The sequence below is a fragment of the Hymenobacter sp. genome, from assembly GCF_036387835.1.
Lineage (GTDB): Bacteria > Bacteroidota > Bacteroidia > Cytophagales > Hymenobacteraceae > Hymenobacter.
The window spans coordinates 21055-35994 of the sequence record NZ_DASVSY010000109.1 but is presented as its reverse complement, the minus strand read 5'-3'; the positions used below and the strand labels follow the sequence as shown (position 1 = coordinate 35994).

The window sequence follows — 14940 nt, the reverse complement described above, 5'->3', positions numbered from 1 at the left end:
GCCCTAATTAATTCATTCGGCTGTTGGTGCCCATTCCGATCTGGATCATGGCTGTACGGAAGCCAATGAACGAACGAGAGGAATCCTGGTATTCGAAGTTGCGAGTACCTGTTTCGAGGAAATAAGCAATGTCTTTCCAAGAGCCACCCCGTACTACTTTGCGAGGCTCGTTATCATCCGGGTTAGTTGGGTTCATATCCCATACTACCGGTACCGATGCCTCCATGTAAGCATCATCACACCACTCTGCTACGTTACCCGACATATCGTACAAGCCGAAGTCGTTCGGGAAGAAGGCACCTACCGGCGAGGTATAAGCGTAACCATCAGAGGCATAGTCGCCGCGACCAGGCTTGAAGTTAGCCAACATACAGCCTTTCGAATTCCGCAGGTATGGGCCGCCCCATGGGTAAGTTGCCAAATCGCGGCCACCACGCGCTGCATATTCCCACTCAGCCTCCGAGGGAAGGCGGAAGTTAGGAGTAGCGGCGAGACCGACTTCCTCGTTGGCTACGTTCTTGTGCTTGGTGCGCCAGTTGCAGAAATACTTAGCAGCAAACCAATCCACTCCCACCACAGGATAATCATCGAAAGCAGGGTGAGTATAATAGTACTCCATCAGCGGGTCACCCATGTGATAGGTGAAGTCACGCACCCATACCGTCGTGTCTGGGTAGAGTTCCGTCATCACATACTCTTCTCCTAACACGTCAATTGAGTCCTGCCGAATAGCATTCATAAATTGACGGTATTCGTTATTGGTAATTTCAGTTTCGTCCATGTAGAAGCCAGCGATAGTCACTTGCTTGTTCATGTTGACCATAGAAGCCGAAATGTCTTGGTCTGTTTGGCCCATATGGAAAGTACCACCTGGGCAGGGTACCATCCCGAAAGGAACCTCTTGCGGGTTAAACTCGGGCCGGTCCTCTGCCCCAACTAGGTCGCCTTGTGGCCCTTTACCGAAACCACAGCCCCCCAGAATTAATGCCGATATGGCAAAGAGAGGCAATCCGAAAAACTTATTCATGTGAGGAAGTAAAATGACTGTTGAGGCGGCGATACCAGAAGATTACAATTTTTCGAGTTGGCAAATCTAACGAAACTTACGTTCGTGCGCAAACCAAACGCTCAATGCCTTGCATTTGTCTGCGAACTGACAAACCTGCCAGCTAAACGACGAAACGCAAAGAATTAGTGTCTGGTTCCTAGAAATCCTTCCTCCACGTAATCAAGGCATGGGATTAACCTGCCACAACCAAAAAAGCTTAGAAGCTGTATCGAGGTGTGCGAATTGCCGGACGGGTAACAAGACCTGGCTTAGGCAGACGGTAGGACAGCATAATCTCGTGTGAGCTAAAAGCCCTTGCGTCTTGATTAAATGCAATAAAATCAAAAGCGTACCCTATCCTCAACGCATTGTCTTTCGCAAGCGCCAACCCCGCCATACCTGTGAACGACTCATCATAGCGGTAGCCTACACCACCCCAGAACTTATCATTGAAAGTAGCACGAACGTTCGCTTCGTAGGAATTGTTTTTGAACGTAAGTTTTCCATCATCACCAAACTTTCCAGGCAGCACCATCTTCATTAACACCGAAGGAGTCACCACAACGGATGGCGATGCTTCAATATTGTATCCAGCAGTAAAATAAGAATGATTTTCAGCAATATAACGAGCTGAATTATCTACATAACTCACTACGTTACCTCCGTCATCGGTGATAGCACTTTGAAATCTATACTCGGACCGCAACAAGTTGTTGAGGCTCAGGCCAGCATAGAACGTAGGAGACTCATACCACACTCCGGCTCCTAAATCAAACTTGTTATCTGAACCGTCAAAGGGAATACTCAGGTCATTAGGATCGATATAACGATAGAAGCCCTTTGCCAAATGATTGTATATTCCTTGAACTCCGATCCCTAGCTTTCCCTCACCCACTTTGATATGCTTGGAATAAGATAGTTGCGCGTTTGTCATTTGAAACTGCGCTATTGCATCCCTATACACATGGAATCCTACACCTCCGCCCAACACCTGCACAGGAAATGACCCTGTTATTATATAGGTTTTCGGAGAGCCTCCCTCATCAAAAGACCCATTATAATTAAGGTATTGATAGCGCCCGATTGTTGTTATTTCCCCTTGGCCTTTGATACCTGCATAAGCTGGATTGAGGTACATACCATTGAAGCCATAGTGGGTAAACTGTGGCTGCTGCTGCGCTAACGCAGTGCCTGTAATAGTTGTTAACAGGCAAGCGAAAAGTATAGTTGCTTTCATGCAATCATCTGATTTAGGGTATGTTACGGATAGGGCGGCTAGATGGGAGAGGTTTTCAAATGTATCGTAAAAAAGCCTGTGCAACAAATCCTAAGTAAAAAACAAACGGGGAAGCAGACTCTCTGCTTCCCCGTTTATTATCATACGTTTTGTTTTCCATTCTTGTTTTTTTCTTTCCCTATATCCGGGCCATGATGGTTGCGGATATAAGCTTCAATAGCGCCAGTCATTGAAGGCGCATTAGGCTGAGGTGCTTCAATGTCCAATTCCAGTCCGGCATCGGTTACTGCTTTAGCGGTTGTAGGACCGAAAGCAGCTATCCGGGTACCGTTTTGCTGAAAATCAGGGAAATTAACAAACAGCGAACTGATACCTGAAGGACTAAAAAAAGCAATACAATCGTATTTCACGTCTGTTAGGTCAGACAGGTCGCTGGCCACTGTACGATAGATAACGGCCTCAGTGAACTTAAAATTGTTGGCCCGCATAAATTCCGGGATATCATCTTTGCGAATATCCGAGCAGGGGTACAAGAACTTCTCACCCTTGTGCTTTTTGATAACATCAAAAAGGTCGGCCGCCGTACGCTGTCCTACGAAGAGTTTACGTTTACGCAACACAATGTACTTCTGCAAATAGTTAGCAGTCTGCTCTGAAATGCAGAAATACTTCATTTCAGCGGGCATCTCCAGCTTCGCTTCCTGACAGATCCGAAAGAAGTGGTCTACGGCATTGCGGCTGGTAAAAATAACGGCCGTGTGCTCGGAGATATTAACTTTCTCTTTCCGAAAATCTTTGTAGGAAACCGGCTGCACCTCGATAAACTCCCGAAAGTCTACTTTGATGCCGTATTTCTCGGCAATAGCAAAGTAGGGGGATACATCATTAGTCGGCTTAGGCTGCGTGACAAGGATGCTGGAGATTCGCTTGGCATGACGGCCCGTCCCCGGTTTGTCTTTGCTCTCGGCCATAGGGTAAAGGAAAGGGTAAGTCTAACGCAATAGGAGAGTGGCGGCAGCCTGCCTCAACAGTAGGAAGCAGAGGCTTAGTACGTGAAAACGATTAATTTAAGTAAAATGATCAGCGGAATTACTTCAGTGGCGCAAAGGTAAGAAAACAAATGCAGATTAAGGAGCGAAGTCTTGCGGTGTAAAGTTCGCGCAACACGGATAACGGTACCTACCAACAGCAGGGAAACCACGCCGTTAGAGATCCATAATACTGCTTCGGGAAGGGTCTGATTGAGACCTAAGTACAACAGCATTACCAGAGGCAGAAACAGGCCTAGAAATAGAATGGTGCGAATAAACTCCCGGTATTGAATTAGCACTAGCTCACCTACATCAAAAATATAGCCCAGCAACTCTAAGAACATGTATTTGCCTAACACAAATCCGGCTATCAGAACAGTGTAGAGCAGCACCCGCACAACTAGTGCCGATTCTGGTACATCAAACAGGCGCCGTAGGATAACGATGTTCTGGACGTTAGTGTGAATAGCGACCAGCAGCAACGCAAATGACAGAGAAAAGACCAAAACCAGTAGTATGTTCAACCACGTTACGGTCGGTTTGATGAGAAAATCCTGTTGAGCAGCTGACCGGCTCCAAAGTCCTTCAATCTGATAAATACGTGCAAATCCTGGCTGATAGGTGGCCCTGATTCCTCCATACAATAGCCCAATTAATAGCAGGAAACACAGAAATACGTTCTCGCCCGGATGGCTGCGAACCACGGGTTGCGCTAGTGCTTGATTGGAAGACTTAGTGGGACCTGCTATTGCAGCAGTAGACGTGAGTTGACTATTGGTGAAGGAAGTTAAGTTGGGGGATACTTCCGGATGCCAGACACAAAGCAAGTGAGTTCCTGCAGTACTCCTAGAGAGCAACAGCTTACTTAAGTCCAAGGTGTAGGGGGCAGTAGATGCCGCCGTGAAAACAAGCCGATTGTCGAGAAATAAGCTTTGGCCTTCGCGAGCCGTGAAACTGACGAGGAATGGATGCGCGGGCTGTAGAGCCACCCACTGGTAATAAGCGTGAGCAGGCGTATGATAGTCAGGCAAGTACAGAACTAAACGATTCCGTACGGCATCGTGAATGAGCCAATCGGACGAGAGGCCATTGCGCTGAGCGGGTGGCAGTGGCTGGTACTCGGCGGCCCAAGCTGAAGCTAGAGGCCACAATACCAAAAACAGCACGAACAGATACTGCCGACCAATTATGCGGTTCTCGCTTTTTCTACTTGTCGGGCTCATATGCAGCCTAGCCTTTCAGATACGCTACGATACTACCTGTTGCTTCTTGGGGGTACGGCTACGGTAGACGCCTAAGAAGGTGCTTAGCAGCAGCGAAAAGCCTACTAATAGAGCAATAAGTAAGGTATTGCCAAGGGAGGAGAAGTTGATGACAAACAAAATCACCAATAAGTTGAGCATGCCAAGCAAAGTGACAGTACCGATCTGCTGAAAGCCCATGGCCAGAATACGGTGGTGCAAATGGTTTTTATCGGGAGAGAAAGGCGAGCGGCCTTCCATCATACGCAAGATGAAAACGCGCAACGTATCGAAGAGTGGAACAAACAGGATACCGGCCGCTACTGAAGGAGCAGAGGAGGCAAAAGGCTGCCCCACCTTCAAGCCCATTTCAACAAACTGAATGGTAAGCACCGACACGATAAAGCCGCAGACCAAGGAGCCCGTATCGCCCATAAAAATGCTGGCGCGGTGGAAATTATAGCGCAAGAACCCAATAATGCCTCCCATCAGGCACACAGATACAAAAACGTAGTTGCTGTAGCTTGGCCCACCATAACGCACAAAGTAGTAGCCAAAAGTGCTGACAATGATGATGACAATGCTACCTGCTAATCCATCGAGCCCGTCAATAAGGTTGATGGCGTTGGTGATACCTACAATCACAACAAAGGTAAAGGCATAGCTAATGCCAATTGGCAGCTCGTGCACGCCTAAAATACCTTGGAAGCTAGTGAGACGAACATCGGCCATGATCATGACGATGCCGGTGGCCAGCAGCTGACCGATGAATTTCTTCATCACGGAGATGGTGACTAAGTCGTCTTTCAGGCCCACAAAGAACAACACGATACAACCCGCTAGCAATTGCTGAATCCCGTTGCCGAGGTCGGCAAATATGGTGAGTGCCGACATGAAGCCCGCAAAAATGGCTACGCCGCCAAGACGGGGCGTAAGCGACTCATGCACGGTACGCACGTTGGGCGTATCGAGCATATTTTTGAGGTGGGCAATGTAAATGATAGAAGGCACTGCAAAGAGGGCCACCAAAAATGCCCAGAGAAACGACAAACTCAACTGGATTCCGAGAGGATTCATCACGCAACGACATTAGAATAAAAGCATCAACCGCGACGGATAAGCTACGCAGTTATAAACAAAGAAGTATTAGCCGTGCAACACGCCTTCACGGCCGAGCAAGGGGATAGCAGTAAGATTGGCGGGTACGATGGAATCGGGCACGAAGATGAATTTCTTATCGAAGACTTGCGTGTCGCGGTAGTAGCTGACCCAGTACTGATTGTTGAGATGAAACAAATCTGGGTCGATGGGCTCAATGGGCACGGCAGTACGTGGCTCTACCTCCGTGAAAACGTGCCGTAGCGTAGAAGTACGAACAGTTTCCCCGTCAGGCCGGGAGCCGTAGCCATTGGAGTTGATGATGACGTTACGAATTGGGAAAGCATTTTCGTTGAGCAAGTATACCTGCCAGCCAGCTTTGCCTTCTTCGGTAGCGGCCGCCTCATCGGGCACCACGGCCACCGAAACGCCTGCTACAGGTTCAAAGTTGATATGCTCTTTCATGAAGTACTGAATGCCGCTTTAATTTTGTCGTAGTGTGAATGCGCCTACCTATAGTGAGGCATTAACAAGCTTCTCCGTCAGTTCCGCCTCAAACAAACGCGCAAGGTGAGGCAGCAAACGGTCCTGGACTTCGCTTAGTGGTACCGTCCGGCCTAGCTCCTGCTGAAGCGAGGTAACAGCCTTATCGGTGATGCCACAAGGTACAATGTGGCCAAAGTATGTGAGGTCGGTATTTACGTTGAGTGCAAAGCCGTGCATAGTCACCCACCGGCTACACTTTACGCCTAACGCGCAAATTTTACGTGGGTTGGGAGCCCCATCTTCGTAATCAAGCCAGACCCCTGTGAGTCCGTTGATACGGCCCGCATGTATGCCGTAGTCGGCTAGAGTTGTGATAACGGCTTCCTCCAGCAGACGCAGATAGCGGTGGATATCTGTAAAGAAGTTATCGAGGTCGAGGATAGGGTAGCCGACCAACTGCCCAGGACCGTGGTAGGTGATATCGCCGCCGCGGTTGATACGATGAAAGGTGGCACCGTAGGCAGTCAGCTGTTGATCGGTTAGCAAGAGGTGCTCTGGCTTACCACTTTTACCTAGGGTGTATACGTGCGGATGCTCGACTAGCAGCAAGTAGTTAGCAGTAGCTGTGGGCGCCAAATCGGCCTCGGCGGCTTGCCGGTTGCGGGTTTTATGAGCCAGAGTATCCGCTAAAAGCTGCTCCTGGTAGCCCCAGGCCGCCTCGTAAGGCGTCAGACCGAGTCGCTCCACCTGAATCTTTCGGTTTTGGCCAGCAAGAGCCGCAGACGTAGCATCTGGAGCAGCAAGGGGCACTGGTTCCGCACAATGACTATACGTATGCATGGCAAAGCAACTAAGAGGACCCGAAAAGCTGGAAAGTAGACGAAGGCAGCAAGTCGCAAGCAACCAACTATTGCTTTTAACTCAGGATCAACACCATCTAGTTTCCACGGCCTGAGCGGAAAAGGCGCAAAGTTACTAGATTAAGCGCCAAACTCAATTTGAGGTGGCTACTTCCTGTCTTCTTAACAACTTCATCTTGCATGAGCACAAAAGCCCACCGTCTAGGCCAAGCTGGCGAGGATGCAGCCACTGCTTTCCTACTGAGCAAGGGCTACGAGTTGTTGCACCGCGGCTACCGGTATAGTCGGGCCGAGGTGGACTTAGTGGTACGGCGGGGACAGGAGCTGCTGGTATTCGTGGAAGTGAAAGCTCGCTCTTCCACTCAATTCGGGTACCCTGAAACTTTTGTTACAGAACGCAAAAAGCAGCTCTTCCGGTTGGCCGCCGAACACTTGCAAGAGGAATTAGCCTGGAACGGCGACATTCGTTTCGATATCCTGGCCGTTACTCCTGCCACGGAGGGCCTGCGAGTAGAGCATTTTGAAGATGCTTTCTATTAGATGAGTGAATGGTTGAATAGTTGGTTGTTCAATGCATTATTAGAACAACCAACTTAATGACTCCACTAGTCGGTCATCTAGTTGTTGCGACGATTTGTGTTGCCTGGCCGGTCCGTTACAGCGGCGCGATTATCGAACTTGTCTTTCTCGTAAACCAGCACGCCGTTGCGGTTGTACTCCTTAATAAGAATGGGCTCCGCAACCTCAGGGTCATAGCCAGACTCGCCGTACTGATACACGAAGTGGCGACGGTCCTTACTATTGCGAAACCCCCAATAGTTGGTCCACTCCCCTACCCGCTTGCCATTTTCGAAGGTGCCGTCCCAGTCGCGCTTGCCGTATTGATTATAACGCACATAGTCACCTTCCAGCTTGCCATTCACGTAGGGCACTACCTCCCGCACCTGCTTCTGCTCGGTATCATAGTACGTGACGTTGGCGTCGCGTGGGAAACCCATTTCGAAATGGGTTTTAGATACGAGTGCGTTGTCGCGGGTAAGTTTCTCCCAGCGCAGGTGCTTGGTGCCAACGGCGAAAAAGCCGGTTTCTATCACCTTACCCCCCTGCAGTTTTTTATAAGGGCCGTGTAAAACTTTATCGGTAGCCGCATTCAACTCGGAATTGGCCCGGAATATTTTCCGTTTGCGCGGATTAAAGTAGTACACTGTAGTGGAATAGGCGCTCGGCTGCTTGAACGTCTTGAGGTAATAAAAAACCTCTACCACTTGGTTCTTGCCCTTTGGCCCTGATTTCGTGTACGCTTTCTTGATCCGCTCGCCAAGGAAGATGTTTTTCTTCTTCTTGGTTTTGCGCTGCTCGGCTCTCTCTTTGTCTTTCGCGGCCTTTTCTTGAGCCTTAGTAAGGGCTGCTATTTTCTTGGGGTCCAGAGAAGGCGCCTTGGTGGTGTCGCCAGAAGTAGTGAGCGTGTCAGCAACGGCCACTGTGGGCACATTCGTGCGGCTATCAAACGATACTACTTTCTTGGAGCAGGCTCCCAAGCTGCCTAGAAGCAGCAATGAAATGTACAGGTGGAACAGGCGCATCGGAACAAGTACAGACAGTTTTCGCAGCATCAAACGCAAAGATATAGGGATTTGGTGCCTTATGTAAGTAGCTACTTTCTCGTTTATCAAGCTGCTTTAGGGACAGATATCCTTCCAAAGAAAGAGGTATATGGACTATGCCTTTAATCAAGCTTCCAAAGTTTCCTCCTTATTTGCTTTACTGCAGGTTAGCAAATCACGTCACCTAACACTATTTGCTACACTTACGGCCATTAAACAAGAACCCCCGACAGCGCAATGTTGCCAGGGGTTTGTACCATCTTAAACTTCTACTACTTTTTTATACTAGTCGACGGCGAGCAAATCCGCGCTACGCTTCACAAAGGCGGTTAATGCTTCGCCCTTCAGCATGTTTTGCGCCAGCAAAGCTAGGTCGAACGCTTGGCGAGCCAACTTCTGACCGGCTTCATCTTCTGCCTTCAGCACGCGCTGTGCTACCGGGTGGTTGGCATTCACGCTCACAGTGTAGCTGTCAGGCAGGCTGCCAAACATTTGCATACCGCCTCCGCCGCCCGTACGCTGCATGTCTTTCATGCGGCGCATAAACTCGGGCAGCGTAATGATTACGGGTGCGTCTTGCGGCGAGAGAGACGCCACTTGTACCTGCATGTGCTCGTTGCTGATGGCTGTCTTGAACACTTCCTGCAGCTTAGTCTTTTCGTCTTCGCTGAGTACGCTTTCGTTTTGCTCATCCTTCTCGATCAGCTTGCTTACGGTGTCAGCATCGACGCGCTTGAACGAGATTTTCTCTAGCTTCTGCTCTAGCTGGCCGATAAAGTGCGGATCCAGTACCGTTTCCAGCTTCAGCACGTCGTAGCCACGGTCTTGGGCGGCTTGCACGAAGCCGTGCTGTGCCTCGGCGTCGGTGGTGTAGAGGACGACCGTTTGATCGTTTTTGTCTTTCTGGTTGGCTTGTACGAACTCCTGGTACTCGGGGAGCGTGAAGTATTTGCCGGCTACGTTTTGTACCAGCGCGAAATCCTTGGCCTTGTCATAGAATTTCTCGTCCGACAACATGCCGTATTTCATAAACAGGCCAATGTCGGACCACTTATCCTCGAAGCCTGTGCGGTCCTTGCGGTAGAGCTCAGCCAGCTTGTCGGCTACCTTTTTGGTGATGTAGCTGTTGATTTTACGGACGTTGCTATCGGCCTGCAGGAAGCTGCGCGACACATTCAGCGGAATATCCGGCGAGTCGATAACGCCGTGCAGCAGCATCAGGAACTCGGGCACTACATCTTTCACCTCGTCGGTGATAAACACCTGGCGCGAGTAGAGCTGAATTTTGTTGCGCTGGAACTGCAGCTCGTCCTTCACTTTCGGGAAGTATAGAATACCCGTCAGGTTGAAAGGATAGTCGACGTTGAGGTGAATCCAGAACAGTGGCGGCTCCGAAAATGGGTATAGCTCCTGGTAGAACTTGGTGTAGTCTTCGTCGGTGAGGTCGGCGGGTTGCTTTGTCCAGATGGGCTGCGTCTGGTTGATTACCTGGCCTTCGAACTCGATTTCGACGGGCAGGAACTTGCAGTACTTGGTCAGGATGCCTCGCAGACGGGCTTCCTCCAGAAACTCGTCGGAGTCTTCGGCTACGTGCAGCACTACGTCGGTACCGCGCTCGGCTTTGGCGTGCTCTCCAGTAGGCTCGTCAAGCGTGAATTCGGTGCTGCCGTCGCAAATCCAATGGGCCGTTAGCGTGTCTTCCTTGTAAGACTTCGACCAGATTTCAACTTCCTTGGCGACCATGAAAGCCGAGTAGAAACCAAGACCAAATTGCCCAATTATCTGGTCCTTGGCGGCGGCATCCTTCTCTTTGTACTTTTCCACAAACTCGGTGGCACCAGAGAAAGCAATCTGGTTGATGTACTTTTTAATCTCCTCGGTCGTCATGCCTAGGCCGCGGTCTGATACCGTGATTTTGCGTGCTTCTTTATCAACAGTTACGCGCACTTTCAACTCACCTAGCTCGCCCTTGAACTCACCGAGTTGCCCCAAGCTTTTCAGCTTTTGGGTTGCGTCTACGGCGTTGCTGACCAATTCCCGAAGGAAGATTTCGTGGTCGGAGTAAAGAAACTTCTTGATGATCGGGAAAATATTCTCGGTATGAATCGAGATACTGCCTTTCTCTTGCATGGCACGTTGGCTGTAGGGTTTATGATCTAGAATTCAGACGATATGCCAGCCCTCAAAACCAGCTGGCTTGTTTGGCGCCCGTTCAAAACCTATTCCACGTCGTTGAAATTGCCAAATTGGCAGCGCCTCCGTACCTCGTTTGTAACCTAATATAATCGGTTGCCCCGCTGCTACTCTATGGGTGAGTTCACAGAAAGCAGATGCTTAGTGGCAATGATAAACTACCTTCAGCAGGTTACAAAATGCCCTCTCGCATGACACCGAAAGGCGTTGGCCGCGCGCCATTCTAGTTCCATATCGCGCATCAATGTAGTGGAACCCGTCAGCCAATCGAGAGCGGTAGAGGCATCAGAAAAGAATTGAATATTCGCCTTTACATAGCGCTGGCCGTCACTGATAACGCTATCGACTATTAACTGATTATGAACGTCGCCGGGCAAAACCAGCGCGAGGTGACGCAACCCTAAATGTTCGGTGCAGGGCAACCAAAAATCACTCAGCCAAGCTTGCTCATCGGGGCCCAACGGCGGTAGGCTTGCCGAATCAATTAGCCAACGGTTAGCTCCTTGCTGCAAAGAGAAGACCATCAGCTCGCCAAAGGCCAACTGAAATTTAGACAATGACATAGGACCGTGCCACGCCCATCGCAACAGACGTAACCTAGGATAAAACTGAATACAAATAGAATCGAGAATACGGATCATGAGCAGCCAGTAGCTGCGCATATAGGCCCCACTAGTTGCTACTAAATTACTATTGAGCCTGAGGCTTTATATAACTTTTTCGCTGTCGTTGAATTTTAAGGCGACGAACCGGGGTTTTACGACGGCGGGTATTTAGACGGTATGCAGGCTGAGTAAAATTCTGATAATAAGGGTCTCGCAGCAACTTCAACTTAAGGTATTGCTTTTCCATCAAGCTCAACAATAGCTTCTTTGGCTGCGGTTCAACAAACAGTGGCTGCGCGCTGCTAAATCATCCAACCTGCGCTGTATGAAAGGCACTAGCTTGGCAGTTTCGCCCTACACAAAGAGGGTTTCGCCGGTACTTGTTGTAGGCTTGGACGCAGGCCGTAAGGCAGAGGCAACATGACGGAGCAAACGAGCAGCAAAGGTTTTCATGATGGTAAGAACAAATGAATAACTACCGCACAAAGTTCGACTGCACTTATTGCCAGCACGTTGCCTGGCAATTACGCTTTTGTTAAGCTCGAATTAGTTTCACCGACTTTTTTGAGCGGTACTGAACCAACTTTGAATTTACCGCTTACCTTTGCCCGTCTTCGACACATTGTTGCATATGCAAACTCTTCGGTCCCGGTTGGCTTTGGTGCTGCTGCTCTGCTTTACGCGGGTGCTGCTGCCGGAGGCTTGGATCTTGAATTTGCACGCTCACCGGCACACCACCGAGGAGCCGACGCAGGTGCCGGGCGCACTGAAGGGCAAGACTTTGCTGAGTGCCAAGCACCAGCACTGCGACGTCGACCACTTTTACCATGTGCCTTTCCAGCCGGCCCCGCCGCTGGAGTTGCCGTTGCTTTTTACAGCATATGCGCCAACTAGTTCCGAGCCTAGTACTTCGGTGTGGCTGTCGGCGGCGGATGCTACGGCCGACTTGCGCGGCCCCCCTTGCCGGAGCTAAGCCTGTAGGGCCGCCTTCAACGTGTTTGCACCTTTCCTAGAAGAGGTACGAAACTGCATTTTCCTTCATCAAGGAAGATGCTCTCTTTCCTGCCCATGCTAGCAGGGAGAGTACGGCGGCCGGTTTAGTTTCCACCGGCTCTTTTTCCTTTTTATGTCTTTCCGATTTCCGGGCACACCGGGAGCGGGGCGGCGGGGAGGTTGGCTTGTACTCTTGCTGAGTATAGCCAGCTTTGGCCGCGCCCAAACTCCTGCTGAGTGCGCCCTGTCGCTGAGCGGGCGCGTGGCGGACCATGAGTCGCGGGCGGACCTGCCGGGGGCCACGGTGGTGGTCCTCGAAACGCAGCAAGCCACTCAAACCGACGCGGCCGGCAACTTTCATCTTCATCTTTGCGCGGGGCTTTACCACGTGCAGGTTACTTTTCTGGGCTATCAGGCCGAGACGGCGGAACTGCGCCTGGAGCGGGCGGTGGTACGCAACTTTCAGCTGCACCCCAATGCCGTAGCCTTGCGTGGAGCTACCGTGCGCGGCGAGCGAGTAGCCACTCCGACGCAGCCCACCGCTACGCTTAGCGGGCAGGCCCTGCAACAAACCCGGGGGCAGGCACTTGGCGAGGCGCTGCAGAAGATTTCAGGGGTGACGGCCATTCAAACGGGCCCGAGCATCTTCAAGCCCATGATTCACGGGCTGCATTCCAACCGCTTAACCATTCTCAACAACGGGGTACGGCAGGAAGGGCAGCAGTGGGGCCAGGAACACGGCCCGGAAATCGACCCGTTTATTGCTTCGCGCCTGACGGTGGTGAAGGGGGCCGCCAGTGTCCGTTACGGCTCCGACGCCATTGGGGGCGTGGTTTTGGTTGAACCCAAGCCCCTGCGCGACTCGGTGGGCACGGGGGGCGAGCTGAACCTGGTGGGCATGAGCAACAACGGCCTAGGCGCGGCGTCGGGGACGGTGGAAGGCAATTTGCGCCAGTTGCCGGCCTTCAGCTGGCGGGTTCAGGGCACTGCCAAGCGGGCCGGCACCATGCGCGCACCGGGTTACTACCTCAAGAATTCGGGCTTTCAGGAATACGACTTCTCGGTGGCGGCCGGCTGGCGCAAAGACAACTATGGGGTAGAAGCTTTTTACAGCCAATACAACACCCAAATTGGCATTTTGCCGGCCGCGCACGTAGGCAGCCCCACTGATCTGGAATTGGCCATAGCCCGCGACCGGCCGCTGGAAACCTCTGGTTTCAACTACGACATCAACCGGGCCTATCAGCAGGTTCGGCACGATGTGGCCAAGCTTACAGGCTTTGTAGAAACCGGAAGAGCTGGCCGCTTGACCGCCACCGTGGCGCAGCAAACCGACTTTCGGGACGAGTACGACAAGTACCGGCCGCGCAACGACAACCTGGCGGCGCTCAACAAACCTGAGCTAAGCTACACCAACCGCACCAGCACCGCCGAGCTGCTGTGGGAACACCGGCGCTGGCACAACCTGACCGGCAGCGTGGGCGTGGCCGGCACCTACCAATTCAACCGCTACGCCAATGGCAGCCGGCAGTTCATTCCTTTTTACACCAACACCACAGGCGGCGCTTTCTGGATAGAGAAATGGCAGCGCAACAAGTGGCTGCTGGAAGCTGGCCTGCGCCTTGACCGGCGCGACTTACAAGTGAAGCGCGGCGACCGGGACACGACGGGCACTTACTTCGTGGAGCGTAGTCGCTTTCAATACACTACGCCGGCTGCTTCCTTGGGTGCCACCTTCGACCCTTCGACCCACCTAACGCTCAACTTGGCTACGGGCCTTACGCGCCGTGCCCCGGCCGCCAACGAGCGATACAGCGACGGGGTGCACAACGCGCAGTATGAGCTAGGCTATGACCTGGTACCTGGCAATGGGAAACTGGTTCCGGAAACGGCCATCAACATAGGCCTGACGGCCAACTGGCACGACAACCCGCGCCTGAACGGCGAAATCACGGTATACCAAACGCGCATTACCGACTTCATCTACCAGGTCCCGATTCTGCCGCCGGTTATTACCATTCGGGGCACGCTCATTAGCTGGGTGTATCAGCAAACTGATGCCACGTTCCGGGGTGTGGATGTGGCCGGCACCTACCAACTCGCGCCGCGCTGGCTGCTAGGCGCCAAAGGCTCTATCGTGCGGGCCCGTGACACGCGCCAAGACCAGTGGCAGATTTTTATGCCCGCCGACCGGGCCGAGGCCTCCTTGCGCTACGACTTTATTGATCGTCCCACGGCTCGCCTTCGCCAGCGCTACGTGCAGCTCGGGGGCTACGCCGTGGCCCGCCAGACCCGCGTGCCTGACAACTACACCGAACGAGACTACAAGCTGCCGCCCGCGGGCTACGCCCTACTCGGACTGGAAGCTGGCACCACCGTGCACTGGGGCCGCCTGCCGCTGGAAGTAAGCGTGGCAGGCTCCAACCTGCTCAACCAGCGCTACCGCGACTACCTCAACCGGTACCGCTACTTCACCGACGAGATGGGGCGCAACGTGATCCTGCGCGTGCGCATGCCGCTGGAGTTTTGAGATGGGAGGGGTGA

The 14940-nt window shown here is 51.9% G+C and carries 13 protein-coding genes; 3 read left to right on the top strand and 10 right to left on the bottom strand.

The annotated features are described in order from the left end of the window. Window positions 1-7: 7 nt before the first annotated feature. The 7 genes from porK to lipB form a co-directional block, all read right to left on the bottom strand. Window positions 8-1027 (bottom strand): T9SS ring complex lipoprotein PorK/GldK, encoded by a 1020-nt coding sequence (porK, locus tag VF639_RS20960; protein ID WP_331147901.1) that lies wholly within the window; start codon window positions 1025-1027, stop codon window positions 8-10. Window positions 1028-1265: 238 nt separating this feature from the next. Continuing rightward, on the bottom strand, window positions 1266-2285 hold the full coding sequence (locus tag VF639_RS20955) for a PorP/SprF family type IX secretion system membrane protein (RefSeq protein ID WP_331147900.1): 1020 nt from the start codon (window positions 2283-2285) through the stop codon (window positions 1266-1268). Between the two features lie 140 nt (window positions 2286-2425). Further along, a complete protein-coding gene (locus VF639_RS20950) occupies window positions 2426-3256 on the bottom strand; it encodes a uroporphyrinogen-III synthase (protein WP_331147899.1) in 831 nt (276 codons plus the stop codon). A 74-nt stretch (window positions 3257-3330) separates the two neighbouring features. After that, window positions 3331-4539, bottom strand: a complete 1209-nt coding sequence (locus VF639_RS20945; RefSeq protein ID WP_331147898.1) for a DUF4271 domain-containing protein — start codon at window positions 4537-4539, stop codon at window positions 3331-3333. A gap of 24 nt (window positions 4540-4563) precedes the next feature. Next, window positions 4564-5634 (bottom strand): MraY family glycosyltransferase, encoded by a 1071-nt coding sequence (locus tag VF639_RS20940; RefSeq protein ID WP_331147897.1) that lies wholly within the window; start codon window positions 5632-5634, stop codon window positions 4564-4566. Window positions 5635-5703: 69 nt separating this feature from the next. Next, window positions 5704-6120 (bottom strand): hypothetical protein, encoded by a 417-nt coding sequence (locus VF639_RS20935; RefSeq protein ID WP_331147896.1) that lies wholly within the window; start codon window positions 6118-6120, stop codon window positions 5704-5706. A 48-nt stretch (window positions 6121-6168) separates the two neighbouring features. Continuing rightward, complete coding sequence (gene lipB, locus VF639_RS20930; protein WP_331147895.1) at window positions 6169-6981, bottom strand: lipoyl(octanoyl) transferase LipB; 813 nt, start codon at window positions 6979-6981, stop codon at window positions 6169-6171. A gap of 200 nt (window positions 6982-7181) precedes the next feature. On the opposite strand from lipB, the gene VF639_RS20925 reads away from it, so the two are divergent. Further along, a complete protein-coding gene (locus VF639_RS20925; RefSeq protein WP_331147894.1) occupies window positions 7182-7541 on the top strand; it encodes a YraN family protein in 360 nt (119 codons plus the stop codon). Window positions 7542-7618: 77 nt separating this feature from the next. Here the strand turns inward: VF639_RS20925 and VF639_RS20920 are convergent, their stop codons facing one another. The 3 genes from VF639_RS20920 to VF639_RS20910 form a co-directional block, all read right to left on the bottom strand. Next, window positions 7619-8584 carry a toxin-antitoxin system YwqK family antitoxin gene (locus tag VF639_RS20920; RefSeq protein WP_331147893.1) on the bottom strand — a complete coding sequence of 322 codons (966 nt, stop codon included), beginning with the start codon at window positions 8582-8584 and terminating at the stop codon, window positions 7619-7621. A gap of 306 nt (window positions 8585-8890) precedes the next feature. After that, window positions 8891-10735: a molecular chaperone HtpG gene (gene htpG / locus VF639_RS20915; RefSeq protein ID WP_331147892.1), complete on the bottom strand. Its 1845-nt coding sequence runs from the start codon at window positions 10733-10735 to the stop codon at window positions 8891-8893. A gap of 227 nt (window positions 10736-10962) precedes the next feature. Beyond that, window positions 10963-11439: a hypothetical protein gene (locus VF639_RS20910; protein ID WP_331147891.1), complete on the bottom strand. Its 477-nt coding sequence runs from the start codon at window positions 11437-11439 to the stop codon at window positions 10963-10965. A 595-nt stretch (window positions 11440-12034) separates the two neighbouring features. On the opposite strand from VF639_RS20910, the gene VF639_RS20905 reads away from it, so the two are divergent. Continuing rightward, the gene (locus tag VF639_RS20905) at window positions 12035-12376 is read left to right on the top strand and encodes a hypothetical protein (RefSeq protein ID WP_331147890.1); all 342 of its coding nucleotides are present in this window, start codon (window positions 12035-12037) and stop codon (window positions 12374-12376) included. 153 nt (window positions 12377-12529) lie between these two features. Continuing rightward, complete coding sequence (locus VF639_RS20900; RefSeq protein ID WP_331147889.1) at window positions 12530-14926, top strand: TonB-dependent receptor; 2397 nt, start codon at window positions 12530-12532, stop codon at window positions 14924-14926. The last annotated feature ends 14 nt before the right edge of the window (window positions 14927-14940 follow it).